Raw genomic sequence first — 26,415 nt, 5'->3', positions numbered from 1 at the left:
CATGGCCCGGATCACGCTGCAGAACCTCGCCCACAGCTACCTGCCCCAGCCGTCGTCCGAGGATGACTATGCGCTCAAACAGATGGACCACGTCTGGGAAGACGGCGGCGCCTATGCGCTGCTGGGGTCGAGCGGTTGCGGCAAGACCACGCTGCTGAACATCATCTCGGGCCTGCTGCGGCCCAGTCAGGGGCGGGTTCTGTTCGACGACCGCGACGTGACCGACGCCGCGACCGCCGAGCGTAACATCGCCCAGGTTTTCCAGTTTCCGGTCGTCTATGACACCATGACGGTGCGCGACAATCTGGCCTTTCCGCTGCGCAATCGCGGCATGGCGGCGGACTACATCGCCGCCCGCGTCCAGCATGTCGCCGAGATGATCGGCATGGAATCGATGCTGTCGCGCCGCGCGCAGGGGCTGACGGCGGATGCCAAGCAGAAGATCAGCCTTGGCCGCGGCATGGTGCGCGAGGATGTGAATGCGATCCTGTTCGACGAGCCTCTGACCGTCATCGACCCGCATATGAAATGGGAGCTGCGGACCCAGCTCAAGCAGCTGCACCGCGAGTTCGGCCACACGATGATCTATGTCACGCACGACCAGACCGAGGCGCTGACCTTCGCCGACAAGGTGGTGGTCATGTATGACGGCCGCGTCGTCCAGATGGGCACGCCGCAGGATCTGTTCGAGACCCCGGCCCACAGCTTTGTCGGCTATTTCATCGGCTCGCCCGGCATGAACTTTCTGGACGCCCGGATCGAGGGGGCCGAGGCGGTGCTGACCAATGGCGAGCGCGTGCCGCTGGGCGCGGATTACCCCGTGCCACCGGGCCGGGTGCAGATCGGCATCCGCCCCGAATATGCCCGGCTGACGACGACGGGAGGGCTGGCGCTGCGTGTCCACCGGGTCGAGGATGCCGGGCGCCACCGCCTGCTGCGCGGCGAGGTGGCGGGCGCGCCCTTCAACATCGTCGTGCCCGAAGGCCAGCCGGTGCCGGCCGATGTGCGCGTTGCTTTTCTGCCGGAACGGATCAATCTCTATGCGGACGACTGGCGCGTTGCGCCGGTGGGCGAAAGGGTCGCGTGATGGAAAAGACCTGGAACAACAAGGCGTGGTTTCTGGTGCTGCCGGTGCTGGTCATCGTCGCCTTCTCGGCCGTGCTGCCGCTGATGACGGTCGTCAACTATGCCTTCAACGACACCTTTGGCAGCAACCAGTTCTTCTGGGCCGGGCTGGAATGGTTCGACGAGATGATCCACTCGTCGCGTCTGCACGGGGCGTTGGGGCGGCAGGCGATCTTTTCCGCCATCATCCTGGCGATCGAGGTGCCGCTGGGCATCCTGGTCGCGCTGAACATGCCCAAGAAGGGCGTCTGGTCCAGCTTTGTGCTGGTGGTGATGGCGCTGCCGCTGCTGATCCCGTTCAACGTCGTCGGCACCATCTGGCAGATCTTCGGGCGCACCGATATCGGGCTGCTGGGTCACACGCTGGCGCGGCTGGGCATCGACTATAACTATACCGCCGACCCGTTCGATGCCTGGGCCACGGTCATCGTCATGGATGTCTGGCACTGGACCAGCCTTGTGGCGCTGCTGTGCTATGCCGGGCTGCAATCCATTCCGCAGGCCTATTATCAGGCGGCGCGGATCGATCAGGCCAGCCGCTGGGCGGTGTTTCGCTATATCGAGCTGCCCAAGATGCGCGGTGTGCTGCTGATTGCGGTGCTGCTGCGCTTCATGGACAGCTTCATGATCTATACCGAACCCTTTGTCGTCACCGGCGGCGGGCCGGGCAACTCGACCACCTTCCTGTCCATCGATCTGGTCAAGATGGCGGTGGGGCAGTTCGATCTGGGGCCGGCGGCGGCGTTCTCGCTGATGTATTTCCTGGTCATCCTGCTGGTCAGCTGGGTCTTCTATACGGTCATGACCAACATGGACCGCAACCCCTCTGACATCCCGGAGGAGGTGTGATGCGTATCCGCGGCTCTGCCATCGTCATGACGCTCTATCTGCTGTTCCTGATGCTGCCGATCTACTGGCTGCTGAACATGAGCCTGAAGACCAATGCCGAGATCATCGGCACCTTCTCGCTGTTTCCCGAAAACCTGACCTTCGGCAATTACCGCACCATCCTGACCGACCCCAGCTGGTATATGGGTTACGTCAACTCGATCATCTATGTGGTGTTGAACACGGTCATCTCGATCACGGTCGCGCTGCCGGCGGCCTATGCGTTCAGCCGCTACAACTTCATGGGCGACAAGCACCTGTTCTTCTGGCTGCTGTCGAACCGGATGGCGCCGCCGGCGGTCTTCGCGCTGCCGTTCTTCCAGCTTTATTCCTCGGTCGGGCTGTTCGACACCCATATCGCGGTGGCGCTGGCGCATTGCCTGTTCAACGTCCCGCTGGCGGTGTGGATTCTGGAGGGCTTCATGCGCGGCGTCCCGCGCGAGATCGACGAGACCGCCTATATCGACGGCTATTCCTTCCCGCGGTTTTTCGTGCGGATCTTCATGCCGCTGATCGCCTCCGGGATCGGGGTGGCGGCGTTCTTCTGCTTCATGTTCTCCTGGGTGGAACTGCTGCTGTCGCGGACGCTGACCTCGGTCAATGCCAAGCCCATCGCGGCCACCATGACGCGCACGGTCAGCGCCTCGGGGATGGATTGGGGTGTGCTGGCGGCGGCCGGGGTGCTGACCATCGTGCCGGGCGCGCTGGTGATCTGGTTCGTGCGAAACTACATCGCCAAGGGCTTTGCCCTTGGCCGCGTCTAGGCAAAGGGGGCTGCGATGTCGCTAACCGAAACGACCAAGCCAGCGCGCGGCACCTGGCCCGCGATCTATGCCGGGGCCGCGCTGCTGCTGGGCGGGACGCTGGTCTTTCTGATCAGCGCGGTGCCGGTGCGGGACGGCGTGCGCGACTGGACCGGGTCCATGATCCCCGGCGGCTGGATGGCCTGGACATTCCCGGTGGCGCTGTTCTTCTGGTGCATCGCCGCGCTGCTGATCGTCTTCACCATCCTCGGCGTGCGCTTTCCCGAAACCCCGCGCCGCGGGATTCTGGGCATCGACACCACGCGCGGCGACCGGCTGTTCGTCACGCTGCTGGGCTCGGCCTTCATCTGCCTTGGCTGGCTGTTCTTCTTTGGTCCCCCGGTCTGGTGGGGGCTGACGCTGTGCCTCGTCTATGCAGCGGCGGTGTTTCGCTGGGTATGACGACCGCCAAAGGGTCCGGGGGGCGGCACCACGTCCCGGGCACATGAAGATCTGTAAGGGAGGGAAGAATGACACGGAAATACACGGCTACGGCCATGGCGCTTGCGCTGATGGTCACAGGCGCGCCGGTCTGGGCAGATATGGAGGCCGCAAAGGCCTTTCTGGATGCCGAGATCGGGGACCTGTCCACGCTGACCCGCGACGAGCAGGAACAGGAGATGCAGTGGTTCATCGACGCCGCCGCACCGCTGGCGGGGATGGACATCAAGGTGGTCTCGGAAACCATCACCACGCATGAATATGAATCCAAGGTGCTGGCCCCGGCCTTTACCGCGATCACCGGGATCAAGGTGACGCATGACCTGATCGGCGAGGGCGACGTCGTCGAAAAGCTTCAGACCCAGATGCAGACGGGCGAGAACATCTATGACGGCTATGTCAACGATTCGGACCTGATCGGCACCCATTGGCGCTATCAGCAGGCCCGCTCGCTGACCGACTGGATGGAGAACGAGGGCAAGGACTTCACCAGCCCGACGCTGGATCTGGACGATTTCCTCGGGCTCAAATTCACCACCGCGCCCGATGGCGATCTGTATCAACTGCCCGACCAGCAGTTCGCGAACCTCTACTGGTTCCGCTATGACTGGTTCTCGGACGAGAAGACGAAAGCGGACTTCAAGGCCGCCTATGGCTACGATCTGGGCGTCCCGGTCAACTGGTCGGCTTACGAGGATATCGCAGAGTTCTTCACCGGCCGCGACATGTCCTATGTCGAGGGCAGCCCGACCAAGGTCTGGGGCAACATGGACTATGGCAAGAAGGACCCCAGCCTCGGCTGGCGGTATACCGATGCTTGGATGTCGATGGCCGGGATGGGCGACAAGGGGGAACCCAACGGCCTGCCGGTCGATGAATGGGGCATCCGCGTGGACGAGAACTCGCGTCCGGTCGGGTCCTGCGTGGCGCGCGGCGGCGCGACCAATGACGCGGCGGCGGTCTATGCGGTGACCAAGGCCATCGACTGGCTCAAGGCCTATACCCCGCCCGAGGCGATGGGCATGACCTTTGGCGAGGCCGGCCCGGTCCCGGCGCGGGGCGATATCGCCCAGCAGATGTTCTGGTACACCACCTTTACCGCCGACATGGTCAAGGACGGCACCCCGGTCATGAACGAGGACGGCACCCCGAAATGGCGCATGGCCCCCAGCCCCCACGGCGCCTATTGGAGCGAGGGGACCAAGATCGGCTATCAGGATGTGGGGTCCTGGACGCTGATGAAATCGACCCCGGTCGATCGCGCGCAGGCGGCGTGGCTGTATGCGCAGTTCGTCACCTCGAAGACGGTGGATGTGAAGAAATCCCATGTCGGGCTGACCTTCATCCGCGAATCGACGGTGCAGGACGAATCCTTCACCGAACGCGCGCCCAAGCTGGGCGGGCTGATCGAGTTCTACCGCTCGCCCGCCCGCACCCAATGGTCGCCCACCGGCACCAACATCCCCGACTATCCCAAGCTGGCGCAGCTTTGGTGGCAGAACATCGGTGATGCGCTGTCGGGCGCCAAGACCCCGCAAGAGGCGCTCGATTCGCTGTGCGCGGAACAGGAACGCGTGCTGGAACGGCTGGAACGGGCTGGCGTGCAGGGCGATCTGGGCCCGAAGCTGAATGAGGAAAAGGACCCTCAGGAATGGCTGGATGCCGAAGGCGCACCGGTGGCCAAGCTGGACAACGAAAAGCCGCAGGGCGAAACCGTGTCCTATGACGAGCTGATCAAGTCCTGGCAATAAGCCGGGCACGATCCTGACACCGGGGCGGGCAACACCCGCCCGCCCCGGACCGATTTTCCTGCCGAACGGACCCGCGCCATGACCCATATCCTTGCCATCGACCAGGGCACGACCTCGTCCCGCGCCATCCTGTTCGACACCCGGCTGCATCCCGTCGCCACCGCGCAAGAAGAGTTTCCGCAGCATTACCCGCAGGCGGGCTGGGTGGAACATGACGCGCTGGATCTGTGGACGACGACCGCCTCGACCGCGCGGGCGGTGATCGAGAAGGCCGGGCTTGGCACGCGCGACATCGCCGCCATCGGCATCACCAACCAGCGCGAGACGACGCTGCTGTGGGATCGCGCCACCGGCCAGCCCCTGCACCGCGCCATCGTCTGGCAGGACCGCCGCACCGCCGATATCTGCGAGGCGCTGAAGCAGGACGGGCATGAGCCGATGATCACGGCCCGGACCGGGCTGCTGCTCGACCCCTATTTCTCGGGCACCAAGGTGAAATGGCTGCTCGATCACATCCCGGACGCGCGGACGCGGGCCGAACGGGGCGAGCTGGCCTTTGGCACCGTGGATAGCTGGCTGATCTGGAACCTGACCGGCGGCAAGCGCCATGTCACCGACGCCACCAACGCCGCGCGCACCATGCTGTTCGACATCGGCCGCAACTGCTGGGACGACGAATTGCTGGCGCTGCTGGACATCCCCCGCGCGCTGCTGCCCGAGGTGCTGGACTGCGCCGCCGATTTCGGCACCACCCGCCCCGACCTGTTCGGGCGCGAGATCCCGATTCTGGGCGTCGCGGGCGATCAGCAGGCGGCCTCGATGGGGCAGGCGTGTTTCCAGCCGGGAATGCTGAAATCGACCTATGGGACGGGGTGCTTTGCGCTGCTCAACACCGGCGATCAGATGGTCGCGTCCTCGAACCGGCTGTTGACCACGATCATGTCGCGGCTGGACGGGCGCACGACGTATGGGCTTGAAGGCTCGATTTTCATCGCGGGCGCGGTGGTGCAATGGCTGCGCGACGGGTTGCAGATCATCCGCCACGCCGCCGAAACGCAGCCCTTGGCCGAGGCTGCCGATCCGACGCAGGATCTGGTGCTGGTGCCGGCCTTCACCGGGCTCGGCGCGCCCTATTGGCGGCCGGAAAGCCGGGGGGCGATCTTTGGGCTGACCCGCAACTCTGGCCCGGCCGAATTCGCGCGGGCGGCGCTGGAAAGCGTCGGCTTCCAGACCCGCGACCTGCTCGAGGCGATGCGCGCGGACTGGCCGGGCGGATCGGAGCCGGATGTGCTGCGGGTCGATGGCGGGATGGTCGCCTCGGATTGGGGGATGCAGTTTCTGTCCGATATCCTGGGCGCGCCGGTGGACCGCCCGACGGTGACCGAAACGACCGCCTTGGGTGCCGCCTGGCTGGCCGGGATGCGCGCCGGGGTCTGCCCTGATCAGGAGGGCTTTGCCGAAAGCTGGCAGCTCGAGCGGCGTTTCACCCCACAGATGAAGGCCGAGACGCGGGACGCCAAATACGCCCGCTGGCAGCGCGCCGTCGCCGCCACCATCGCCGCGACGTGAGCGTGATGCTGGCGGCGGGCCCGTTTTCCATCGCCCTGCCGGGGCAGATCCTGTTCGGGCGGGGTCAGGCGGCGCAGGCGCCGGCGCTGATCGCGGCGCTTGGCGATCGCGGGCTGATCGTCCACGGCGCCGATCCGTCACGGGCCGAATGGCTGCTGACGGCGCTGCGCGCGCAGGGCGTCTGCGTCACCGCGCTGCCCTGCGCGGTAGAGCCGACGCTGCCGATGCTGACCGAGGCGCTGGCCACCGCGCGCCGCGCCGACCCGCTGTGGGTGGCGGCGCTGGCGGGGGTGCGGCAATCGACATGGGCAAGGCGCTGGCGGCGCTGATCCCGGCGCCGGGCGACCCGCTCGACCATCTCGAGGTGGTGGGCCGCGCGCTGCCGCTGACCGCCGATCCGCTGCCCTTCGTGGCGCTGCCGACGACCGCCGGTACCGGGGCCGAGGCGACCCGCAACGCCGTCATCGGCCTGCCCGACCACGGCCGCAAGGTCTCATTGCGCGATGCGCGGATGCTGCCCCGGCTTGCCATTGTCGATCCGGCGCTGACCGACGGGACGCCTGCGGCGGTGACGCTGGGATCGGGCCTCGACGCGCTGGCGCAGGTGATCGAGCCCTTCGTCTCGTGCCGCGCGACGCCCTTTACAGACGCGCTGTCATGGCCGGTGATCGCGCCCGGCCTGACCTCGCTGCAACGGCTGATGCAGGCCGAGGACGCGGCGGCGCGCGATGTCATGGCCTGGGTCAGCCTGTCGGGCGGGATGGCGCTGGCGAATGGCGGGCTGGGCGCGGTGCATGGGCTGGCGGGCGTCATCGGCGGGGTGACGGGCGCGGCTCATGGCGCGATCTGCGGCGCGCTGCTGGGGCCGGTGATCGCGATGAACCGCCGCCGCGCGACGGGCGAGGCGGCCCGGCGGCTAGATGTGCTGTGCGATCTGCTGGGCGGTGTGCTGGGCGTGGCGGGCGGCGATGCCCCCGGCGCCCTTGCCCGCTGGGCGCGGGACAATGGCCTGCCCGGCCTGACGGCGCAGGGCTTGCCGTCAGCGCAGCACCAGCAGGTCGCGGAGGCCGCGCGGCAGAGTTCCTCGTTCAAGGGCAACCCGGTCGATCTGCCGCCAGCCGATCTGTGCGAGGTTCTGGCGCAGGCGGCATAGGCCGGCAAGGCGATTTCCCGCTGTCCCCCGGTTGCACCGCAGCGGCGGATTCGTCATAGCACGACCACCGCCCTGTCAAGTGACGCGGCGTTCCTGAAGACGGGCGGACCCCATGCTGTCGAGACTGCTGCTGAGTGTCTTCAACCGCTATGCCCGTCGGCATGGACGGCTGCGCAAGCCCGGCTTCATGATCCTCGACCGCAGCGGCAGACGGATCGGGCAGGTCGACGATATCATGGTCGAGGACGGCCGGTTGCGGGTCAAGGGCTGGGCCGTGGCCGAGCGGGTGGGCCTTGGCAGCGCCGAACAGCAGGTCGAATCCGCACCCTCGATCAGCCGGCGCGACGTGCGGTCGATGTTCGGCGACATGGCGGGCGACAATTCCGGCTTTATTCTGGAACTGCCCCTCGCCGACGGGCCGGCCAGCGTGTGGATCCGGCGCGGGGCAGAGACGCTGGTCTATCCCATCGCCGCCATCCGCCGGCGCGAGCTGGCGCTGATGCGGCTGCGTCAGATCCCGCCCTTTGCCCGCGACGTGATCCGCGCCTCGCCCGCCGCGCTCGCCTGGCTGCGCCGCCGCGACGCGGCCAGTGCGGTCAGGATCAAGGCCGCACTCGGCCTGAACGACCAGTCCCGCCCGGTCCGCATCGACGCGCAGGCCTTTGCGCCCGACGACGACCGGCCGCTGCCGGGGCTGCCCGGCGGGCGGATCAGCATCATCGTCCCTATCTATGACGGCTTTGACCTGCTGCCCGAGGTTCTGGGCCGGGTGCTGCGCCACACTGACCTGCCCTTTCACCTGATCCTGATCGAGGATGCCTCACCCGATCCCCGCGTCCGGCCGTGGCTGCGCGACTGGGTGGGCCAGCAGGACGAAAGCCGGGTCACGCTGCTCGAGAATGACAGCAATCTGGGCTTCATCCAGTCGGTCAATCGCGGCTTCCAGACCGCGCTGGTGGATGGCGGCCATGTCGTGCTGCTGAACGCCGACGCGCTGGTCCCGCAGGGCTGGGCTAGCCGTCTGCTGGCGCCGATCCGCCATTCCGCCGATGTCGCCAGCGTCACGCCGATGTCGAACGATGCCGAGATCTTCAACGCGCCGGTCATCACCAAGCGCAGCGATCTGGCGCCGGGTCAGTTGGACGCGATGGACGCGCTGCTGGCCGACCGGCTGGGCGCCGGGCAGCGCGCCGAGGCGCCGACGGGCGTCGGCTTCTGCATGGCGATGAACGTCGAATATCTGCGCGCCCTGCCGGAATTCGACACCAGCTTCGGCAAGGGCTATGGCGAAGAGGTCGACTGGTGCCAGCGGGCGCGGCTGCGCGGTGGGCGCAATCTGGGGCTGGGCGGGCTGTTCGTGGAACATCGCGGCGGCGTCTCGTTCGGGTCCGAGGCCAAGCAGCAGTTGATGCGGCAGAACAGCGTCGTGATCTCGACCCGCTACCCGCAATTCGACGCGCAGGTGCAAAGCTTTATCCGCAACGACCCGCTGCTGGCCTCGCGGCTGGCCTGGGGTCTGGCCTGGGCGGCGACGCGCGGGCCGGATGCACGGGGAAAAGGCGGGCGGGTGCGGGTCTATCTGGTCCATGACATGGGCGGCGGGGCCGAACATGACGCGGCGCGCCGGGCGCGGCTGGACCTGAAGGCGGGGGATACGCCGGTCATGCTGCGCGTCGGCGGGCTGTCGCGCTGGCAGATCGAGCTTGCGACCCCCATCGGCGTCACCCGCGCCGAGACGGACGACACCGAGCTGATGCTGCATCTGCTGAACCTCGTGCCGGAGAAGACGGTGATCTATTCCTGCGGCGTCGGCGACCGCGATCCGATGTCGCTGCCGGACATCCTGCTGGCGCTGTGTCAGGGGTCGGGCGACCGGCTCGAGGTGCTGTTTCACGACTACTTCCCGCTCAGCCCCTCTTACACGCTGCTGGACAGTGACGAGGTCTATCGCGGCGTGCCCGAGGCCGAAACCAACACCGACCCCGCGCATGAGCTGGTGACGCCGGACGGCCAGCGCGTGACGCTGGCGCAATGGCGCGCGGCGTGGGGGCGGCTGATGGCGCGCGCGGATCGGCTGGAGGTGTTTTCCGATAACGGCGCCGGCATCGTCGCCGCGGCCTATCCCGACCATGCGGCCAAGATCGCCGTCACGCCGCACCGGATGCTGCATGTGGTGCCGGAACTGCCCAAGCCCGCGCCGGATGCGCCGCCGGTGATCGGGGTGCTGGGCAATATCGGGCTGCACAAGGGCGCGACGGTGCTGCGCGACCTGTCCGCGCTGCTGGCACGCAGCGGGCAGGCGCAGTTGGCGGTGATCGGCAGCGTCGATCCGTCCTATCCGCTGGCGCCCTCGGCGCGGGTGCACGGACATTACAAGCCCGCCGACATCCCGGCGCTCGTGTCCCGCTATGGCATCACCTGCTGGCTGATCCCGTCCATCGTGCCCGAGACGTTTTCTTTTACCACCCATGAATGTCTGGCCACCGGTCTGCCGGTCTGGGCCTTCGATCTGGGGGCGCAGGGCGACAGCGTGGCCAGCCATGCGGCCGAGCGGGGGCAGGGCGGCGTGCTGCCGATCCCGCAGGGGCCGGGCGATCTGCAGGCCATGGTCGATTCGATGACTGCCAGCTAGCACGCGGATTCGGGACAAGAAAATCGGCCGGGCCTAGTGCGGCTCCGCTTCGCTTCGGCTAAAGACGGGCAGCGACCCCGCCAAGGATGAACTATGCCGCCCCAGTTTTTCGACCCCGAGGCCGACCAGAGCACCTATCACCACTGGTCCAGCCGCCCCGCCCCGGCGAAAACCTATTTCATCCTGTTCACCCCGCGCAGCGGCAGCACATGGCTGAACAGCCTGCTGACCCAGACCGGCGCGATGGGCATCCCGAAAGAGTGGTTCAACCCCGAACATATCCTGATCGCCAGCCGCCATTGCGGGGCGCGCGATCTGGACCAGTTCGTCACCGCCGTCACCCGCTCGCAGGCCAAGGGGGATGTCTTCGGGGCCGAGATCACCTATCACCAGATGACCCGCCTGTTCGGCAGCCCCGAGGCGTTCCTGCAGCGGTTTCCGGCGGCGGCGTTCTTTTTTCTGATCCGGCGCGATATCGTCGCGCAGGCGATCTCGATGCACAAGATGGTCCGCACCAGCGTCAGCCATTCCGCGATCAGCGACGACGCGACGATTGCCGAAAGCGACGCCGCGCATGAATATGATGCCGAGCAGATCGCCTGGTGGGTCAACCGCATTCGCGAGGCCGAGGCCGGAATCGAGGCGATTATCGCCGCCCACGCGCTGCGACCCGTGCGGCTGTCCTATGAGCAGATCACCCGCGACGGGGCAGAGACGGCAACCCGCGATTTCGCCGCAAACCTGGGCGTGACGCTGCCGCAGACGGTCAAGCTGTCCTCGCGCCACCGCAAGATCGGCACCGACAAGAACCAGGCCTTTGCCGAGCGGTTCCGCGCCGAACAGGCCGAGTTGCTGCGCCGCGTCGATCAGGACCGCGCGGCGCTGCTGGCGCTGCATCCCTAGCGTCAGATCAGGCCCAGTTCCGGCCCGCCGCCTCGCATCCGCTCGACCAGATCGGCGCGGAACCGCTCGCGGAAGGCGTGGTTGGTGGCGTCGGCCTGCTTGCTGAGCGAGGGCGGCGCCACTGTCACCCCATCCACATCCTGACCCAGCAGGCGCAGCGCCGACTGCACCCAGGGCAGCGGGTCATCGCGAAACACCTCGTAGGTGACGGTCAGATGCGGCACGCCGAGGGACGCGGTCAGCAACTGCCCGGCGCCGTTTTCCTGATTGAAGCGGTTCAGCCACTTCACGATCCCGTCGAAATCATATTCCGGCGGCGCCTTGTCCGCGCCGGTGACGAAGCTGGCCCATTTCCCGGTCTGGCTGGCGATCAGCATCGACACCGCCTGCGCCAGCAGGTTCTCGCGCACCACCCGCAGCACCACCAAGCCGTTGAACATGCCGGTGATGTTCCAGCGCTGCAGCATGGCCAATTGCCCGGCGCTGGCCTTGACGCCGTAATGGGTCGGCCCGTCCTGCAGCGCCTCGTTGACCTGGCTGGCGAAATAGTCGGGATAGTTGGCGATCCCGCTGGCGGTGGCGCGGCGGACGACCTCTTGATGGTTCAGCGATTCGGTCAGGCCCGCGATGCGGCCGGTGCCGCGCAGATAGTCGCCGAACAGGTTCGAGCCGCAGCGATTGGTGAACAGCAGCACCGTCAGCGGGGTCGGGAACAGCGGCGTGTCGACGCGGTATCGGGTGCGGCCCTGAAAATGGCTCGCAATGCCGGTTTCGTGGACATTGCCCTTGATCAGAAAATCGGTGGTCCTCATCGCGGCCCTCGTTCTGGTTCAGACCGGCGCAAAGCGGCCTGGGTCGGGGGTTTCGGACAAAAGCGTCGTCTCGCGCCGCAGCCAGTCGTGAAAGCTGCCCGCGCCGGTGGTCAGCGGCCGGGGATAGTCGGCCTGCAGCTGCTTGTCGCGGCGATAGAGGATGCGGGCGGATTTCGGGATCGTCTCGCCATTGTCGAAATGGCCGTAATGCCACCAGCCGGGCGGGATGCGGTCGCTGGTGGCGGCGGCGACCTGATGGCGATACCACCACCACAGCTCGTAGATCTCGATATTGTCGCCGGCATAGCGCTGAGTCATCATGTCGCCCACCGCGCCCAGCTTGGTGAAGTGATAGAAGCGCAGCGACCGGCCATTGATCAGCGCCCGGCCCTGATCGTCATAGGACATGCGCCGCTGGCTGAGGTTCCAGCTTGCCACGTTATAGCCCGGATCGCGCAGCACCTTCACCCGGTCGAAGAAGCATGGCACCAGATTGCACCATTTCTGGTCCACGAAGATGCCCAGTTGCAGGTCGTCATGGCACCAGTCATGCAGCCGGTCGTCCCACCAGGCGGCAAAGCGGCGGCCCTCGGCATCATTGGCAAGCGCGATGAAGCCCAGGTTGAAGACGCCGTATTGCAGCGACTCGATCTCGTTGTCGCGGATGGCGAGGGGGCGCGAGGCGGGCTCGGCCTCGACCTGATGCGGGGTCAGCACGATCGCGTGGTCGTCCAGCAGCGCCACCACCTCGTCCATCGGGTTCAGCACGGCGATGTCGGGGTCGAAATAGAACAGCTTTTCGCAGCCGGGCTGATCCAGCAGATGCACGCAGGCGCGGCCCTTGACGGCGGTGCAGGCCTCGACAATGTCGTGGCCGAACAGCCAGCTTTCGGTCTCGTCGCCGAACAGATCCTCGGCGGTCAGCATGGCGTCGAAGCCGAAGGCCTTGGGGTCAGGGTCGAAGCCGGGCGGCGGCTTGTCGGTCATCACCAGCCACAACACCCAGTCCGGATGCTGCTGTTTCAGCGTTTTCGCCAGCACGCGGGCGCGGTTGAGATAGCTGTAAGAGCAGCTTGTGAAGGCGTGGATGCTCATCTGCGGGCCTCGCGGGCGGCAGGGTCGGCGCGCTGCCACAGGTCATGGATCATCGCCCCCATCCGGCGCTGCGGCAGACCGGCGGCGCGGCTCGCCCGGCTGGCGGCGGCCAGTCGCGCGGCGCGGCCGTCATTCAGGAAGGCTGTCAGATCGTCCTGATCCGCCAGCACGACACCGCGTCCGGTCCGGCGGACGACCGCGGCGACATTGCCCGAACCGGCATTGGTGACGACGAAGGCGCCGCCGACCATGGCCTCGTATGTCGACAGCGAGAACGTCTCGTGACAGCTGGCCCAATGCAGGATCAGGTCGCAACCCGACGCAGCGATGGCGTCGATCATGGCATCGGGCGCGTCGGCGGTGACATGGACCGGCACGCGCTCGGCCGCGAACAGGGACGGCTCGCCGACGCCGAAATAGACGAAGCGAAAGCGCGGGTCGCGGCGATGGCGGATCAGCAGGTTTTCGAACAGCGGCCAGCCCTTGTGCGGCAGCGGGATGCCTGCAAACCCCAGAGTGATCGGGTGGGGGTCGCCCGCGTCCTCGGGCGCGTCCACCGGATCGGGGCCGGCCAGTGTCGCGTGCGGCAGCACGGTTTCCGAGGCCGCAGGCAGATCGCCCGCCCGCCGCCACAGATCCAGCGCCACCTGCGAGGGGGCGACGACATGGATGCGCGCCGCCTGAAACAGCGCCCGGATGCGGTCCAGATGGCTGATCCGCTCGGCACCAAAGCGGCACAGGCCGCACTCGGTCGAGGTGACGGGCGGCGCGCCGCAAAAGCTGACGCCGTTGCGCAGCAGCGCCGGGCTGGGGCAGAGCGTGATGTAGTCGTGCAGCCACAGCCACGCCTCGCCCCGCCCGGTGGCGGCGATCAGCCGTGTCACCTGCTCCGGCAGATGCCCCAGAAGCTGGTGGATCACCACGCGCAGATCATCCAGACGCGGCGCGATCAGCCGCGCCGCCATGACCACGGCCGAAACCGGGGCGACGCCGATCTCGGCCCCGTTCAGCACCAGACCCATCAGCGGATCGGGATCATGCGCCAGCCGGGGCAGCGGGCGCCACGGGTGCAGGTTCAGATAGGCCGCGCCCTGATCGTTGGCGACCTGCTGCTCGCGGTGGATGCAGAACTGCACGCCGCCGCTGACGCGCAGGTAGTTGTCATGACCAAGCGCAAAGATCAGCCGATCCGGGGCCGCGCCGGGTTTCAGGATCAGCGCCGCGATCTCGGCCCCGCTCAGCAGCGCGTCGGGGGCGGGCTTGGCCGGGCGGGCGGCGATCTCGTCTTCAAGCGGCAGCATGTGGCGCAGCCGCTCGACCCTCTCGCCGCCGGGATGGCGGGGGGCGCGGCCCTCGGCCCGGCCGCTGACCAGATAATGCCAGAACGGGTTCATCGGCAGCGCCGCGGTCAGCAGGTCGGGGTTGCTCTCCAGATAATGCCGGGTCGAGAATTCGGGCGTGGGATCGCGCCCCTCGCGCCAGCCGGTCAGCCAGTAATGCTCGACCGGATCGGCGCCTGACTCGCGCACATCGGGATACTGGCTCAGGTAGAACGCAGCGTCGAATTCCTCGCGGATGGCGGCGATGCCGGGCATGGTCCCGGCGCGGTGTTCAAGCGGGGTGGGCAGCAGCCGCCCCTCGGCCCGGCCATATTGCAGGTAATGCAGCAGCGGATGCTGGCCGCCCTGCGCGACGTCGCGGTTGATCGACAGATAGCCGTCGGTCGAGAAATCCGGATGCGGGTCGCTGCCCTCGCGCCAGCCGGTGCGCAGGTAATGCAGCAACGGGTCCAGCCCGGCGCGGGCGATGTCGGGGTTCTGCGCAAGATAGAAATCGGCGTCAAAGGCGTCCCGCGCCAGGGCGATCTCGTCTGCCGTGGGTTCATAGGCGGGCAGCGCCGCCGCCTGCGCCAGCTTGTGCAGCAGCGGGTTGAGGTTCTGCGCCTCGGCCTCGGGATGGGCGGCGAGATAGGCGGCGGTCGAGAATTCGGGCGCGGGGTCGCGGCCCTCGCGCCAGCCCTCGCGCAGGTAATGCAGCACCGGGTCGATTCCCGCCGCCGCGACATCGGGGTTCTGGGTCAGGTAATAGTCGCGGTCGATCAGCGGCGCGATCTGGCCGATCTGGGCGCGCTCACGTCGCTTGGCCGCCAGTTTCTGCAAGATCGCTTTCGGGTTCATGCCGGACGTCCCATTGGCCAGATATCTGCGCGATCCCGCCGCCTGCTGGGCCGCCCCATGGCGGGGACATGCGCGAGGCGGCTGGCCCGACCTCGCGCGTATAGATCAGATGGGCGGGTGATCTCAAGCCATGCGCGCTTGCGGTGGCGGCTGGGGGCGGGGTTAATGGGGTGGCGCAGGCCGGGGCGGTCGGGCGCGGGAAGGCGAGGCGGCATGGCAGGCGCGGCACCCTTGGCGCAGATCGTGGTGATGGGCGTCTCGGGCGCGGGGAAATCCACCACCGGCCGCGCCTTGGCTGCAAAGCTGGGGCGTGAGTTCATCGAGGGCGACGCCTTTCACCCGCCCGCGAATATCCGAAAGATTGCGGCGGGCATCCCGCTGACCGATGCCGACCGCGCGCCGTGGCTGGCGGCGCTGGCGGCAGAGCTGCGCCGCGCGGACCATGAGGGGCGCCAGATCGTGCTGGCCTGTTCGGCGCTGAAACGCAGCTATCGCGAGGTTCTACGCGGGGGTGCGGGGCGGCTGCGGCTGGTCATGGTCCACGGGCCGCGCGCGCTGCTGATCCAGCGGCTGGCCACGCGGCGCGGGCATTTCTTTGCGCCCGAACTGCTGGATTCGCAACTGGCCACGCTGGAACTGCCGGGGCCGGATGAGGATTGCGTCTTCGTCGATCTGGCGCTGCCGGTCGCGGCGCAGGTCGAACAGGCGGTCCGGGGCCTCTGGCCGCCCTAATCTGGGCCCGCCACCTCGCGCATCTGCATCGGCGTGGTGATCCCCAGCAGCGCCATGTCGCGGTCGATCTCGTCACGCAGCAGGGCGAAGGCGTGCGCCACGCCCGCCTCGCCGAAACAGGCGGCGGCGAACAGAAAGGGCCGCCCGACAAAGGTGAAATCCGCGCCCAGCATCATCGCCTTCAGCACATCGCTGCCCCGGCGGATGCCGCCGTCCAGCATCACCGTCATGTCGGGCACGGCGGCGCGGATCTGGGGCAAGGCGTCGATGGCAGTAATCGCGCCGTCCAACTGCCGCCCACCATGGTTCGACACGATGATCCCGTCGCAGCCGCAATCCTGCGCAAGCCGGGCGTCATCGGGATGCAGCACTCCCTTGACCACCAGCCGCCCCGGCCAGATGTCGCGGATATAGCGCAGATCGTCCCAGTCGAGCTCTTCCCGCCCGATCTTCGAGCGGACGAGGTCGCGGGAAAACAGCGGCGGGCCTTGCACCGACTCCATATTCTCGAAATGCGGCATCCCGCGCCGCGCCATCTCGCGGGCCAGCGTGCCCAGCACCCAACGCGGATGCGTCACCCCCTGCCAGATCAGGCGCGGGGTAAAGCGCAGCGGCGCGTCAAAGCCGTTGCGGGCGTTGTTTTCGCGGTTCCCGGCCACCGGCACGTCGCCCGTCACCACCAGATGATCGAACCCCGCGCGGCGCAGCCGATCCAGCAGCCCGCTGATCCGCGCCCGGTCGCCGGGAATATAGGCCTGAAACCAGCGGCTTTCGGCCTCGGCGGCGACACGCTCCAGCGGGGTCAGCGAGGCGGCCGAGCAGATGGCGATGCTGCCCGCCGCTCGGGCCCCGCGCCCCAGCACCACGTCGCCATCATAGGCCACAAGCGCCGAGAATCCCATCGGCGCGATGCCGAAGGGCAGCTCAAGGGTCTGGCCGAACAGCGTCGTTTGCAGGCTGCGCTGGGCGACGTTGCGCAGGATGCGCGGGCGCAGCGTGATGCGGCGAAAGGCGGCAATGTTGTCGTTCAGGCTCAGATCGTCCTGCACGCCGCCGCTGACATAGCCGAAGATCGACTTGGGCAGGTGGCGTTCCGCGCGCCGTTCGAAATCGGCCAGCGACAGCATCGGCCGCAGCCGCGCCGGCAGTCTCGGCGCCTTGTGCCGCGAGATCGAGATCGGGTTCGGTTCCCCCTGCCGCATTCAGCCCCCTGCCCCTGTGTCGTTGCCCATCCTGCCGTCCTGTCTGCCGAATCACCGCCCCTAGCCGTCTGGCGCGTGCTGCGCAAAGACTGGCATTTCCGCGCCAAAGCGGCCAGTCTGACCTCGCAGGCGGGCAGGAGGCGCGGGTGGATCTGAACTGCGACATGGGCGAGGGCTTCGGCGCCTGGAAGATGGGCGACGATGCCGCGATGCTGGCCGTCGTGACCTCGGCCAATATCGCCTGCGGTTTTCACGCCGGCGACCCGGCCGGGCTGTTGGACACGCTGCGGCTGGCGGCGGCGCGGGGCGTCGCCGTGGGTGCGCATGTCGGCTATCACGACCTCGCCGGTTTCGGTCGGCGGCAGATGGATGTGGCGCCGCGCGACCTGACCGCCGAGACGATCTATCAGATTGGCGCGCTGTCGGCGCTGGCGCAGGCGGCGGGGACGCGGGTGGCCTATGTCAAGCCGCATGGCGCGCTGTATAACACCATCGCCTGGGGCGGGCCGCAGGCCGAGGCGGTGATCGCCGGCATCCGCGCCGTCGATCCGGCGCTGCCGCTGCTGGCGCTGGCCGGTGCGCCGGTGCTGGCCATGGTCGAACGCGCCGGGCTGCGGCCGGTGGCCGAGATCTTTGCCGACCGCGCCTATCTGCCCGATGGCCGCCTGATGCCGCGCGACCGGCCCGGCGCGGTCCTGCACGACCCCGACCAGATCGCCAAACGGATGCTGCGCTTTGTCGAGACGGGGCAGATTGCCGCCGAGGACGGATCTGCGCTGCGCCTGCAGGGCGACTCGATCTGCCTGCATGGCGACAGCCCCGCCGCCGTCGCGGCCGCGCAGGCGATCCGGCGGCTGTTTGACGCCCATGGCGTCGCGCTGGCCCCGTTTGCCGGCGCCGCCTGATGCGGTTTCTGTCCGCAGGCGAGCAGGCGATGCTGGTAGAGATGGACGACCTGCCGCAGGTTCTGGCCCTGCATGCGAGGGTGACCGCCGCCCGCCCCCCGGCCTGCGCGAGATGATCCCCGCCGCCCGCACGCTGTTCCTGCGCTTCGATCCGGCGCTGACCGGTGCCGCCGGGCTGGCGCGCGCCGTGCTGGATGCCGAAACCGCGCCGGTGCCTAAGCGGGCCGGACGCCGCGTCTCGATCCCGGTCTGCTATGACGGGCCGGATCTGGACGAGGTCGCGGCCCTGACCGGGATGAGCTGCGATGAGGTCATCGCCCGCCACTCCGGCACCCCTTGGCGGGCCGCCTTCGGCGGCTTCGCCCCCGGCTTCTGCTATCTGACCGGCGGCGATCCGGCGCTGGACGTGCCGCGCCGCAGCACGCCGCGCCGCGCGGTGGCGGTGGGGTCGGTGGGCCTCGCCGGTGCCTTTTCCGGCGTCTATCCGCAGGCCAGCCCCGGCGGCTGGCAGCTGATTGGCCGGACCTCGCTGCCGATGTGGGACCTCGGGCGCGATACCCCTGCCGCCGTGCAGCCGGGGGACGAGGTGCAGTTCGTGCCTTGCGAGACCTTGCCCGAACCGCCGCCGCCCCCGGCGCGGCAGGCGCAGCCGCACGGGCCCGGCCTTCTGGTGCTGGCGGCGGGTCTGCCGGCGCTGTTTCAGGATCTCGGCCGGCCCGGCCTTGCCGCGCAGGGTATCGGCCGGTCCGGTGCCGCGGATCGCGCCGCGCTGCGCGAGGCGAACCGGCTGGTCGGCAACCCGCCCGGCAGTCCGGCCATCGAGATCACCGCGCCGCTGCATCTGCGCGCCGAATGTGCCGCCGTGCTGGCGGTCAGCTGGGCTGCACGGCTGCTGCTGAACGACCGCACCGCGCTGCCGGCGGGGCAGGCCTTCGCGCTCGATGCCGGTGATGAGCTGCGGATCATGCCCGAAGGCGGCGTCTACACCTATCTCGCCGCGCGCAAGGGCTTCGACGTGGCCCCGGTGCTGGGCAGCGCCGCGCGCGACACGCTGGCCGGGATCGGCCCCGCGCCGCTGGTGGCGGGCGACCGGGTCGGGCTGGGCGCGGGTCACGCGGATGCGGTCGGGCTGCCCTCCCTTGCGCCTGCGCCTACCCAGTCGGGCGTCATCGACGTGCCGGTGACGCTGGGGCCGCGCGCGGACTGGTTCGACGCCGAGACGCTCGCCCGCTTTCTGGCGCAGGACTGGCAGGTCTCGCCCCGGATCAGCCGGATCGGCACGCAGCTGTCGGGCGAACCGCTGACGCGGCGCGACCAGAGCGAACTCGCCAGCGAGGCGACCCCGCGCGGCGCGATCCAGATCCCCCATTCCGGCCTGCCGGTGCTGTTTCTGGCCGATCACCCCGTCACCGGCGGCTATCCCGTCATCGCCGTCATCGCCGACGCCGTGCTGGACCGCGTGGCGCAGGCCGCGCCCGGCACCACGCTGCGCTTTCACGCCCGCAGCGGCTTTGCCCCCATCACCCCCAGCCCCCGGAGCCCCGACCGATGAGCCAGCCCCGCCTGAGCCGCATCCTGATCGCCAATCGCGGCGAGATCGCGCTGCGCGTGCTGCGCGCCTGCCACGACACCGGCCGGCAGGGGATCGCCGTCTATGCCGATGCCGATGCCGGCGCGGACTGGCTGCGGCTGGCGGATGCGGCCTTTGCCCTGCCCGGCGCGACCCCGGCAGAGACCTATCTGAACATCCCCGCGCTGATCGACATCGCCCGCCGCGCCGGCGCGGATGCCGTTCATCCGGGCTATGGTTTCCTGTCCGAGAACCCTGATTTTGCCCGCGCCGTGACCAAGGCCGGGCTGGTCTGGATCGGCCCCGATGCCGACACCATCGCGGCGCTGGGCGACAAGCTGGCCGCCCGCCGGATCGCGGCCGAGGTCGGCGCGCCGCTGCTGCCCGGCAGCGAGGGGGCGCTGCCGGACTCGCAGGCGCTGCACGATTTCGCCTCCCGCCACGGAATGCCGGTCATCATCAAGGCAGCGGCCGGCGGCGGCGGGCGCGGGATGCGGGTGGTGCGCGAGATGGCAGAGCTTGCCCCCGCCCTCGCCGCCGCATCGCGCGAGGCGCAGGCGGCGTTCGGCAACCCCGCCTGTTTCGTCGAGCGTTTCCTCGACCGTCCCCGCCATATCGAGGCGCAGGTGCTGGCCGACCATCACGGCCGGGTCGCGGTGCTGGGTCTGCGCGACTGCTCGCTGCAGCGCCGCCACCAGAAGCTGGTCGAGGAAGCCCCCGCCCCGTTCATGCCCGACGATCTGGCGCAGCGCATCGCCGGGGCCGCCTGCGATATCTGCCGCCATGCCGGCTATCGCGGGGCCGGGACGGTCGAGTTTCTGCTGGGCGAGGATGGCGTGCTGAGCTTTCTTGAGGTTAATACCCGGCTGCAGGTCGAACACCCCGTCACCGAAGAGGTGACCGGCATCGACATCGTCGCCGCGCAGTTCCTGATCGCCGAGGGCCGCCCGCTGGACATCCCCGACATGCCCGCCCCGCGCGGTTATGCCATCGAGTTCCGCATCAACGCCGAAGACCCCGGCCGGGGCTTTCTGCCGACGCCGGGGCGGGTGACGCGGTTCGACCCGCCCGCAGGTCCGGGGGTGCGCGTGGACAGTGCGATGCGCGCCGGAGAAACCGTCCCGGCGGCGTTCGATTCGCTGATCGCAAAGCTGATCGTCACCGGCCCGACCCGCGCCGAGGCCCTGTCCCGCGCCCGTCGCGCGCTGGCCGAGTTCCGGATTGAGGGCGTGGCCACGACGCTGCCCTTTGCCCGCGCGGTGCTGGACGCGCCTGCCTTCAACGGGCAGGACACCTTCGCCGTCCATACCGGCTGGATCGAGCAGGAGTTTGCCGACAGCCTGGCCGCCGCGCTGCGCGTCCCGCAGGCCGAGGACATGCTGCTGCGCCTGCCGGTCGAGATCGACGGCCAGCGCCGCGACATCGGGTTTTCCGCCGCGGCCCTGACACGGCTGGCGCAGCATCTCGGCGCAACCCCAGCCGCGACCCCGCCGAAAGCGCCGCGTGACGCGACGCTGGATCGGGGGGGCTTGCAGGCCCCGGTGGCGGGCGTGCTGGCGCGCTGGCTCGTGGGGAATGGGCAGCGCGTCACCAGCGGCCAGCAGGTCGCGGTGATCGAGGCGATGAAGATGGAGATGCCGCAGACCGCGTCCCTCGCAGGCGTCCTGCACCATGAGCTGCCCGAGGGGGCAGAGGTGTCGGCAGATGAGGTCTTTGGGCGGGTCAGCGAGGCATAGACGCGGTGGCGGCCGGGCGCCGTTGCCTGCCGCCGAGGCAGGGAAGATTGAGAGTTGTGAGGGGGCGCGGGAGTGGCCGGGCGGTCCGTTGCGCGCCTCACCGCCGCCCGCTGTCCTATTGCCGCCCGCGCGACCCGCTGCCGTGACACGGCGCGACGCGAAGCCTATCAGCCACCCGGCGGACAGTGCCGCCGGGCGCGCGTGTCAGATCACCAGCTGGTCAGGACCGAACCTTCGTATTTCTCCTCGATGAACGCCTTCAGCTCGGGCGAGTGGTAGGCGTCCAGCAGGGGGGCGACCCAAGGCGCGTCCTCGTCACCCTTGCGGGTCACGATGATGTTCACATAGGGGCTGTCGGGCTTTTCCATCGCGATAGCGTCGGTCTTGGGGTTCAGGCCCGAGGCGAGCGCATAGTTGGTGTTGATGATCGCCACATCCGCATCGGCCAGCGCGCGCGGCAGTTGAGCGGCGTCGAGTTCCAGAAAACGCAGCTCCTTGGCGTTTTCGGTCACGTCGAGCGGGCTGGGGACCAGCCCGGTGCCCTCGGCCAGCTTGATGATGCCCAGATCCTGCAGCAGCAGCAGGGCGCGGCCGCCATTGGTGGGGTCGTTCGGGATCGCTACCTTGCCGCCCTGCGGCAGCTCGGCGATGTCGGTCAGCTTGTCGGAATAGATGCCCATCGGGGTGGTGATGGTGGTGCCGATCTCGACCAGTTCAAAGCCGCGATCCTTGATCTGGTTTTCCAGATAGGGGCGGTGCTGGAAGCTGTTGGCTTCAAGATCGCCATCGGCCAGCGCCTGGTTCGGAACGACATAGTCCGAGAACTCGATGACCTTGATGTTCAGGCCCTTGGGGGCGGCGATGCGGGCGACCTCTTCCATGATCTCGGCATGTTCGCCGGGCGAGACGCCGACCTTGATGTCGTCGGCCATGGCGGCGGTGGCGCCGAGGGCAAGGGCGGAAATCAGCGTGGTCAGGCGGAGCATGGGAAACCTCTTGTTACAGGGATCAGGTGACGGGACATCAGTGGCCGCGATTGCGCGGGGCGCGCCGGTCGACGCGGGCGGCCAGCCATTCGCCGGCCGATTGGACAAGCTGGACCATGACGATCAGGATCACCACCACGGCCAGCATCACATCGGGCATGAAGCGCTGATAGCCATAGCGGATGCCCAGATCGCCCAGACCCTCGCCGCCGACGGCGCCGACCATGGCGGAATAGCCGATCAGGCTGACCACGGCCAGCGTCAGGCCCAGGGTGATGCCGGGCAGCGCCTCGGGGACGAGCACCTTGCGGATGATCTGATAGGGCGTGGCGCCCATGGCGCGGGCGGCCTCGATCAGGCCGGCATCGACCTCGCGGATGGCGTTCTCGACCAGCCGCGCGATGAAGGGGATGGCGGCGATGGTCAGCGGCACAATGGCGGCGGTGGTCCCGATCGAGGTGCCGGCGACCCAGCGGGTGAAGGGGATGATCGCCACCACCAAAATGATGAAGGGGACCGAGCGCGCGGCGTTCACCACCAGCCCCAGCCCCCGGTTCAGCGCCGGCGCCGACAGCAGCTCGCCCCGCTGCGAGGTGGCCAGGAACACGCCAAGCGGCAGCCCGCCCAGCGTGCCCAGCACCGCCGAGGCCGCGACCATGTAAAGCGTCTGCAATGTGGCGCTGTAGAGCAGCGCGATCAGGTTAGCGGACATAGCCAAGCACCTCTGTCAGCAGCCCGTGACGTTCCAGATAGGCGCGGGCCTCGGCCCCCTGCGCCGCCTCGACCGAGATCAGCAGGTTGCCGAAGGGGCGGGCGCCGATTTCCTCGATGGCGCCGGCAAGGATGTTCACCGCCACGCCCAGTTCCGAGGTCAGCCGGGCCAGCATCGGGTCGGTGGCGTGATGCCCGGCGAAGGTGACGCGAATCACCTCGGCCGAGGCACCGCCCGGCCGCGCGGTTTCCAGCTTGCCGGCGATGAAGGCGGGCAGGGTGATGCCGGTGACGCCGGACAGGAAGCTGCGCGTCGTCGGGTGGTTGGGCCGGACAAAGACGTCATAGGTTTCGCCTGCCTCGACGATGCGTCCGGCCTCGATCACCGCCATGTGGCTGGCGATGTCGCGCAGCACGGCCATTTCATGGGTGATCAGCAGGATGGTCAGCCCCAGATCGCGGTTGATGTCGCGCAGCAGCGCCAGCACCGTCTGCGTGGTCTCGGGGTCGAGCGCCGAGGTCGCCTCGTCCGACAGCAGCACCTTGGGTTCGGTCGCCAGCGCGCGGGCGATGCCGACGCGCTGCTTCTGCCCGCCGGACAGCGCGGCGGGATAGCGGTCCGCCTGCGCCTGCAGGCCCACCCGCGCGATCAGGTCCATGACGCGGGGCCGGATGCGGCTGGCCGGGACGCCGGCGATTTCCAGCGGCAGCGCGATGTTGCCATAGACGGTGCGCGAGGCGAGCAGGTTGAAATGCTGAAAGATCATCCCGACCTCGCGCCGGATCGCGCGCAGGGCCGGCCCCTTGGCGCGTCCGACATCGCGACCGGCGACCAGCACGCTGCCCTCGGTCGGGCGTTCAAGGCCGTTGACCATCCGCAGCAGCGTCGATTTGCCCGCGCCGGACCGGCCGATGATCCCGCAAATGCTGCCCGGCGCCACGTCGAGGCTGACATCCTGCAGCGCCGCCACCCGGCCCGAGGCGGTCTCGAAGGATTTTCCCACCTTCTCGAAGCGGATGGCTGCGCCGGTTTGCGGAGAGGTGGACATGGTCTCGATCTGTCAGGCGTTGAACGGAAACGGAAAAGCCCCGCCGGCGAAAGCCTGCGGGCAGCGCGGCCTAGCCCGGATGGGCGGGGAAAGGCAAGGCACGTCGCGGCGGGGGGATCGGGAAAGGGCGGACATTCCGGCGCCCTGCGCGGCCCGGCGACGGCGTTTCGGATTGCGGCGGAAAGCCGCGACAGCCGCCTGAAACCGCGTGGCGTGATTGGACGCGAACCATTCCGGCTGCTAGCGTGCCGGCAAGGCCCGGTGAAAAAGGGCCGCGACGGGCAAGAAAGCACAAGGGGCAGGAACGTGATGTCATGGCTATCGGGACGGCGGCTGACGGTGTGTCTGCTGCTGGGGACGGCGGTGCTGGCCGGCTGCGGCTTTGGCCGCCGCCATTCGCCGCAGGATTGCATGGAACGGGCGATGTATTTCGAATCGAACCGCTCGAGCCGGGACGGGATGATCGCGGTCGGCAGCGTGGTGATGAACCGGGTCAGATCGCCCGATTTCCCGCGCAGCGTCTGCGGCGTGGTCGGGCAAAAGAACCAGTTCGCGCCCGGCATCATGACGCGGAAGATGAACGACCGCTCGCTGCCGCTGGTGCGCGAGGCCGCGCGGTCCGTCCTGCGCGGCGAGCGTCACCCGCTGACCGGCAACGCCCAGTATTTCCACGCCGCGACGCATCGCTTCGGCTATGACAACATGCATTATGTCGTGACCACCGGCGGCAACGCGTTCTACGAAAAGCGCCCCGCCATTCGGGTCAGCCAGCCGGTGCCGCTGCCCCCGATCGAGGGCATCACCCGCCGCCGCTAGGCCAGCACCGCCTCGATCGCGTCGCCGAGGCGGTCGACGAGGATGTCGACCTCCTCCGGGGCGATGATATAGGGCGGGGCGAGCAGGACGTGATCGCCGCGCACCCCGTCGATGGTGCCGCCCATCGGATAGCACATCAGCCCGCGGGCCATCGCCTCTTTCTTGATCTTGGCATGGGTCTTCAGCGCCGGATCGAGCGGCGTCTTGCTGTCGCGGTCGGCGACCAGTTCGACCCCCCGGAACAGCCCGCGCCCGCGAATGTCGCCGACATTGGGGTGCTGCCCCAGCCGCGATTCCAGCCCCGATTGCAGACGCTCGCCCATCGCCTGCACGTTTTCCATCATGCCGGGGCGGGCCATGATCTCGACCACCTTGTCGGCGGCGGCGGCGGCAATCGGGTGGCCGATATAGGTGTGGCCGTGCTGGAACAGGCCCGAGCCCTCGGCGAAGGCGCGATAGATCCGGTCGGACAGCATCACCGCCCCGATGGGCTGATAGCCGCCGCCCAGACCTTTGGCGATGGTGACCAGATCGGGGGCGATGCCTTCCTGTTCATGGGCGAAGATGGTGCCGGTGCGGCCCATCCCGCACATCACCTCGTCCAGGATCAGCAGCACGCCGTGGCGGTCGCAGACCTCGCGGATGGCGCGGAAATAGCCGGGGACCGCCGTCACCGCGCCCAGGGTGGCGCCGACGACCGGCTCGGCCACGAAGGCGATGACCTCATCCGCGCCCAGACGCCGGATCGTCTCGTCCAGCTCGACCGCCAGCCGCGCGCCGTATTCCTCGGGCGATTCGCCCGCCGCCATGTCGCGATAGGCGTAGCAGGGCGAGACGTGATGCGTTTCCGGCAGGATCGGCTGGAACTGCCGCCGCCGCCATTCATTCCCGCCGGTGGCCAGCGCGCCGATGGTGTTGCCGTGATAGCTTTGCCGGCGCGCGATGATGTGGCGGCGCTGCGGCTGGCCGATCTCGACGAAGTACTGCCGCGCCATCTTCAGCGCCGCCTCGACCGCCTCGGACCCGCCCGAGACGAGATACACATGCTCGAGCCCCCCCGGCGCCAGCCCGACCAGCCGATCCGCCAGCGATTCGGCGGCATCGGTGGTAAAGAACGAGGTGTGGGCATAGGCGATGGCGTCCATCTGCCGCCGCATCGCGTCCAGCACCTCGGCATTGCCGTGGCCGAGAGCGGTCACCGCCGCCCCGCCCGATCCGTCGAGGTAGCGCTTCCCCTGCGCGTCGGCGATCCAGACGCCCTCACCGGAAACGGCGCGCGGCAGATCCGGGCCGATGCTGCGATGCAGGATATGGGTCATGTCAGGTTCCTTCCGGGGCGGCTTTTGGCGCGAGTGAACT

The 26,415-nt window shown here is 68.6% G+C and carries 21 protein-coding genes and 1 pseudogene; 14 read left to right on the top strand and 8 right to left on the bottom strand.

All coding sequences use genetic code 11. The features are described from left to right. Position 1 precedes the first annotated feature (1 nt). The 9 genes and pseudogenes from CYR75_RS12550 (at position 2) to CYR75_RS12510 (ending at position 11,265) form a co-directional block, all read left to right on the top strand. Positions 2 to 1,087 carry an ABC transporter ATP-binding protein gene (locus CYR75_RS12550; protein WP_101500342.1) on the top strand — a complete coding sequence of 362 codons (1,086 nt, stop codon included), beginning with the start codon at positions 2 to 4 and terminating at the stop codon, positions 1,085 to 1,087. Next, positions 1,087 to 1,974 (top strand): carbohydrate ABC transporter permease, encoded by an 888-nt coding sequence (locus CYR75_RS12545; protein ID WP_101500341.1) that lies wholly within the window; start codon positions 1,087 to 1,089, stop codon positions 1,972 to 1,974. The genes CYR75_RS12550 and CYR75_RS12545 overlap by 1 nt, the downstream gene beginning before the upstream one ends. Further along, the gene (locus CYR75_RS12540; protein WP_101500340.1) at positions 1,974 to 2,777 is read left to right on the top strand and encodes a carbohydrate ABC transporter permease; all 804 of its coding nucleotides are present in this window, start codon (positions 1,974 to 1,976) and stop codon (positions 2,775 to 2,777) included. The genes CYR75_RS12545 and CYR75_RS12540 overlap by 1 nt, the downstream gene beginning before the upstream one ends. A 15-nt stretch (positions 2,778 to 2,792) precedes the next feature. Next, on the top strand, positions 2,793 to 3,218 hold the full coding sequence (locus tag CYR75_RS12535) for a DUF2160 domain-containing protein (protein ID WP_192876658.1): 426 nt from the start codon (positions 2,793 to 2,795) through the stop codon (positions 3,216 to 3,218). Between the two features lie 68 nt (positions 3,219 to 3,286). Beyond that, a complete protein-coding gene (locus CYR75_RS12530; protein WP_101500339.1) occupies positions 3,287 to 5,008 on the top strand; it encodes an ABC transporter substrate-binding protein in 1,722 nt (573 codons plus the stop codon). A 78-nt stretch (positions 5,009 to 5,086) separates the two neighbouring features. Then, entirely contained in the window at positions 5,087 to 6,577 is a 1,491-nt protein-coding gene (gene glpK / locus CYR75_RS12525; RefSeq protein ID WP_101500338.1) for a glycerol kinase GlpK, read from the top strand. Between the two features lie 5 nt (positions 6,578 to 6,582). Further along, a pseudogene (locus CYR75_RS12520) lies at positions 6,583 to 7,730 on the top strand (iron-containing alcohol dehydrogenase). A 112-nt stretch (positions 7,731 to 7,842) separates the two neighbouring features. Then, positions 7,843 to 10,362: a glycosyltransferase gene (locus CYR75_RS12515; RefSeq protein ID WP_101500337.1), complete on the top strand. Its 2,520-nt coding sequence runs from the start codon at positions 7,843 to 7,845 to the stop codon at positions 10,360 to 10,362. A 93-nt stretch (positions 10,363 to 10,455) separates the two neighbouring features. After that, positions 10,456 to 11,265 carry a Stf0 family sulfotransferase gene (locus tag CYR75_RS12510; RefSeq protein WP_101500336.1) on the top strand — a complete coding sequence of 270 codons (810 nt, stop codon included), beginning with the start codon at positions 10,456 to 10,458 and terminating at the stop codon, positions 11,263 to 11,265. Positions 11,266 to 11,267: 2 nt separating this feature from the next. Here the strand turns inward: CYR75_RS12510 and CYR75_RS12505 are convergent, their stop codons facing one another. The 3 genes from CYR75_RS12505 to CYR75_RS12495 are packed head-to-tail and all read right to left on the bottom strand — an operon-like array spanning position 11,268 to position 15,349. Beyond that, a complete protein-coding gene (locus CYR75_RS12505; RefSeq protein WP_101500335.1) occupies positions 11,268 to 12,077 on the bottom strand; it encodes a Stf0 family sulfotransferase in 810 nt (269 codons plus the stop codon). 18 nt (positions 12,078 to 12,095) lie between these two features. Further along, positions 12,096 to 13,172 (bottom strand): hypothetical protein, encoded by a 1,077-nt coding sequence (locus tag CYR75_RS12500; RefSeq protein ID WP_101500334.1) that lies wholly within the window; start codon positions 13,170 to 13,172, stop codon positions 12,096 to 12,098. Beyond that, positions 13,169 to 15,349: a glycosyltransferase family protein gene (locus CYR75_RS12495; RefSeq protein WP_101500333.1), complete on the bottom strand. Its 2,181-nt coding sequence runs from the start codon at positions 15,347 to 15,349 to the stop codon at positions 13,169 to 13,171. Before CYR75_RS12495 ends, CYR75_RS12500 begins: the two co-directional genes overlap by 4 nt. A gap of 213 nt (positions 15,350 to 15,562) precedes the next feature. Here CYR75_RS12495 and CYR75_RS12490 point away from each other — a divergent pair, with 213 nt between their 5' ends. After that, positions 15,563 to 16,081 (top strand): gluconokinase, encoded by a 519-nt coding sequence (locus CYR75_RS12490; protein WP_101500332.1) that lies wholly within the window; start codon positions 15,563 to 15,565, stop codon positions 16,079 to 16,081. Here CYR75_RS12490 and CYR75_RS12485 read toward each other — a convergent pair. Further along, positions 16,078 to 17,283, bottom strand: a complete 1,206-nt coding sequence (locus tag CYR75_RS12485) for an alpha-hydroxy acid oxidase (protein WP_101500331.1) — start codon at positions 17,281 to 17,283, stop codon at positions 16,078 to 16,080. The genes CYR75_RS12490 and CYR75_RS12485 overlap by 4 nt on opposite strands. Positions 17,284 to 17,429: 146 nt before the next feature. Here CYR75_RS12485 and CYR75_RS12480 point away from each other — a divergent pair, with 146 nt between their 5' ends. The 3 genes from CYR75_RS12480 to CYR75_RS12470 all read left to right on the top strand — a co-directional run bounded on the left by CYR75_RS12480 (position 17,430) and on the right by CYR75_RS12470 (position 21,494). After that, the gene (locus CYR75_RS12480; protein WP_225972718.1) at positions 17,430 to 18,188 is read left to right on the top strand and encodes a LamB/YcsF family protein; all 759 of its coding nucleotides are present in this window, start codon (positions 17,430 to 17,432) and stop codon (positions 18,186 to 18,188) included. Positions 18,189 to 18,300: 112 nt separating this feature from the next. Next, complete coding sequence (locus CYR75_RS12475; RefSeq protein ID WP_264080889.1) at positions 18,301 to 19,740, top strand: 5-oxoprolinase subunit B/C family protein; 1,440 nt, start codon at positions 18,301 to 18,303, stop codon at positions 19,738 to 19,740. Continuing rightward, a complete protein-coding gene (locus CYR75_RS12470; RefSeq protein WP_101500330.1) occupies positions 19,737 to 21,494 on the top strand; it encodes an ATP-binding protein in 1,758 nt (585 codons plus the stop codon). The genes CYR75_RS12475 and CYR75_RS12470 overlap by 4 nt, the downstream gene beginning before the upstream one ends. A 209-nt stretch (positions 21,495 to 21,703) precedes the next feature. On the opposite strand, the gene CYR75_RS12465 is transcribed toward CYR75_RS12470, so the two are convergent. The 3 genes from CYR75_RS12465 to CYR75_RS12455 are packed head-to-tail and all read right to left on the bottom strand — an operon-like array spanning position 21,704 to position 24,240. Then, entirely contained in the window at positions 21,704 to 22,480 is a 777-nt protein-coding gene (locus tag CYR75_RS12465) for a MetQ/NlpA family ABC transporter substrate-binding protein (RefSeq protein ID WP_101500329.1), read from the bottom strand. 37 nt (positions 22,481 to 22,517) lie between these two features. Further along, positions 22,518 to 23,192, bottom strand: coding sequence for a methionine ABC transporter permease (locus tag CYR75_RS12460; protein WP_101500328.1), 675 nt, complete (start codon positions 23,190 to 23,192; stop codon positions 22,518 to 22,520). After that, on the bottom strand, positions 23,182 to 24,240 hold the full coding sequence (locus CYR75_RS12455) for a methionine ABC transporter ATP-binding protein (RefSeq protein ID WP_101500327.1): 1,059 nt from the start codon (positions 24,238 to 24,240) through the stop codon (positions 23,182 to 23,184). The genes CYR75_RS12460 and CYR75_RS12455 overlap by 11 nt, the downstream gene beginning before the upstream one ends. Before the next feature lie 309 nt (positions 24,241 to 24,549). On the opposite strand from CYR75_RS12455, the gene CYR75_RS12450 reads away from it, so the two are divergent. Then, positions 24,550 to 25,056, top strand: coding sequence for a cell wall hydrolase (locus CYR75_RS12450; protein ID WP_101500326.1), 507 nt, complete (start codon positions 24,550 to 24,552; stop codon positions 25,054 to 25,056). Here CYR75_RS12450 and CYR75_RS12445 read toward each other — a convergent pair. Next, positions 25,053 to 26,375 (bottom strand): aspartate aminotransferase family protein, encoded by a 1,323-nt coding sequence (locus tag CYR75_RS12445; RefSeq protein WP_101500325.1) that lies wholly within the window; start codon positions 26,373 to 26,375, stop codon positions 25,053 to 25,055. The two genes, CYR75_RS12450 and CYR75_RS12445, sit on opposite strands and share 4 nt — an antisense overlap. Positions 26,376 to 26,415 lie beyond the last annotated feature (40 nt).

This window comes from Paracoccus jeotgali (assembly GCF_002865605.1).
Classification (GTDB): domain Bacteria; phylum Pseudomonadota; class Alphaproteobacteria; order Rhodobacterales; family Rhodobacteraceae; genus Paracoccus; species Paracoccus jeotgali.
The sequence above is the reverse complement of the archived record's forward strand: the minus strand, read 5'-3'. Positions and strand labels throughout refer to the sequence as shown.

What these genes read in the sequence shown, in the direction of transcription:
- CYR75_RS12550 (WP_101500342.1), top strand. Translation starts at nt 2, where the DNA reads ATGGCCCGGATCACGCTGCAGAACCTCGCCCACAGCTACCTGCCCCAG.
- CYR75_RS12545 (WP_101500341.1), top strand. Translation starts at nt 1,087, where the DNA reads ATGGAAAAGACCTGGAACAACAAGGCGTGGTTTCTGGTGCTGCCGGTG.
- CYR75_RS12540 (WP_101500340.1), top strand. Translation starts at nt 1,974, where the DNA reads ATGCGTATCCGCGGCTCTGCCATCGTCATGACGCTCTATCTGCTGTTC.
- CYR75_RS12535 (WP_192876658.1), top strand. Translation starts at nt 2,793, where the DNA reads ATGTCGCTAACCGAAACGACCAAGCCAGCGCGCGGCACCTGGCCCGCG.
- CYR75_RS12530 (WP_101500339.1), top strand. Translation starts at nt 3,287, where the DNA reads ATGACACGGAAATACACGGCTACGGCCATGGCGCTTGCGCTGATGGTC.
- glpK (WP_101500338.1), top strand. Translation starts at nt 5,087, where the DNA reads ATGACCCATATCCTTGCCATCGACCAGGGCACGACCTCGTCCCGCGCC.
- CYR75_RS12515 (WP_101500337.1), top strand. Translation starts at nt 7,843, where the DNA reads ATGCTGTCGAGACTGCTGCTGAGTGTCTTCAACCGCTATGCCCGTCGG.
- CYR75_RS12510 (WP_101500336.1), top strand. Translation starts at nt 10,456, where the DNA reads ATGCCGCCCCAGTTTTTCGACCCCGAGGCCGACCAGAGCACCTATCAC.
- CYR75_RS12505 (WP_101500335.1), bottom strand. Translation starts at nt 12,077, where the DNA reads ATGAGGACCACCGATTTTCTGATCAAGGGCAATGTCCACGAAACCGGC.
- CYR75_RS12500 (WP_101500334.1), bottom strand. Translation starts at nt 13,172, where the DNA reads ATGAGCATCCACGCCTTCACAAGCTGCTCTTACAGCTATCTCAACCGC.
- CYR75_RS12495 (WP_101500333.1), bottom strand. Translation starts at nt 15,349, where the DNA reads ATGAACCCGAAAGCGATCTTGCAGAAACTGGCGGCCAAGCGACGTGAG.
- CYR75_RS12490 (WP_101500332.1), top strand. Translation starts at nt 15,563, where the DNA reads ATGGCAGGCGCGGCACCCTTGGCGCAGATCGTGGTGATGGGCGTCTCG.
- CYR75_RS12485 (WP_101500331.1), bottom strand. Translation starts at nt 17,283, where the DNA reads ATGCGGCAGGGGGAACCGAACCCGATCTCGATCTCGCGGCACAAGGCG.
- CYR75_RS12475 (WP_264080889.1), top strand. Translation starts at nt 18,301, where the DNA reads ATGATCCCCGCCGCCCGCACGCTGTTCCTGCGCTTCGATCCGGCGCTG.
- CYR75_RS12470 (WP_101500330.1), top strand. Translation starts at nt 19,737, where the DNA reads ATGAGCCAGCCCCGCCTGAGCCGCATCCTGATCGCCAATCGCGGCGAG.
- CYR75_RS12465 (WP_101500329.1), bottom strand. Translation starts at nt 22,480, where the DNA reads ATGCTCCGCCTGACCACGCTGATTTCCGCCCTTGCCCTCGGCGCCACC.
- CYR75_RS12460 (WP_101500328.1), bottom strand. Translation starts at nt 23,192, where the DNA reads ATGTCCGCTAACCTGATCGCGCTGCTCTACAGCGCCACATTGCAGACG.
- CYR75_RS12455 (WP_101500327.1), bottom strand. Translation starts at nt 24,240, where the DNA reads ATGTCCACCTCTCCGCAAACCGGCGCAGCCATCCGCTTCGAGAAGGTG.
- CYR75_RS12450 (WP_101500326.1), top strand. Translation starts at nt 24,550, where the DNA reads ATGTCATGGCTATCGGGACGGCGGCTGACGGTGTGTCTGCTGCTGGGG.
- CYR75_RS12445 (WP_101500325.1), bottom strand. Translation starts at nt 26,375, where the DNA reads ATGACCCATATCCTGCATCGCAGCATCGGCCCGGATCTGCCGCGCGCC.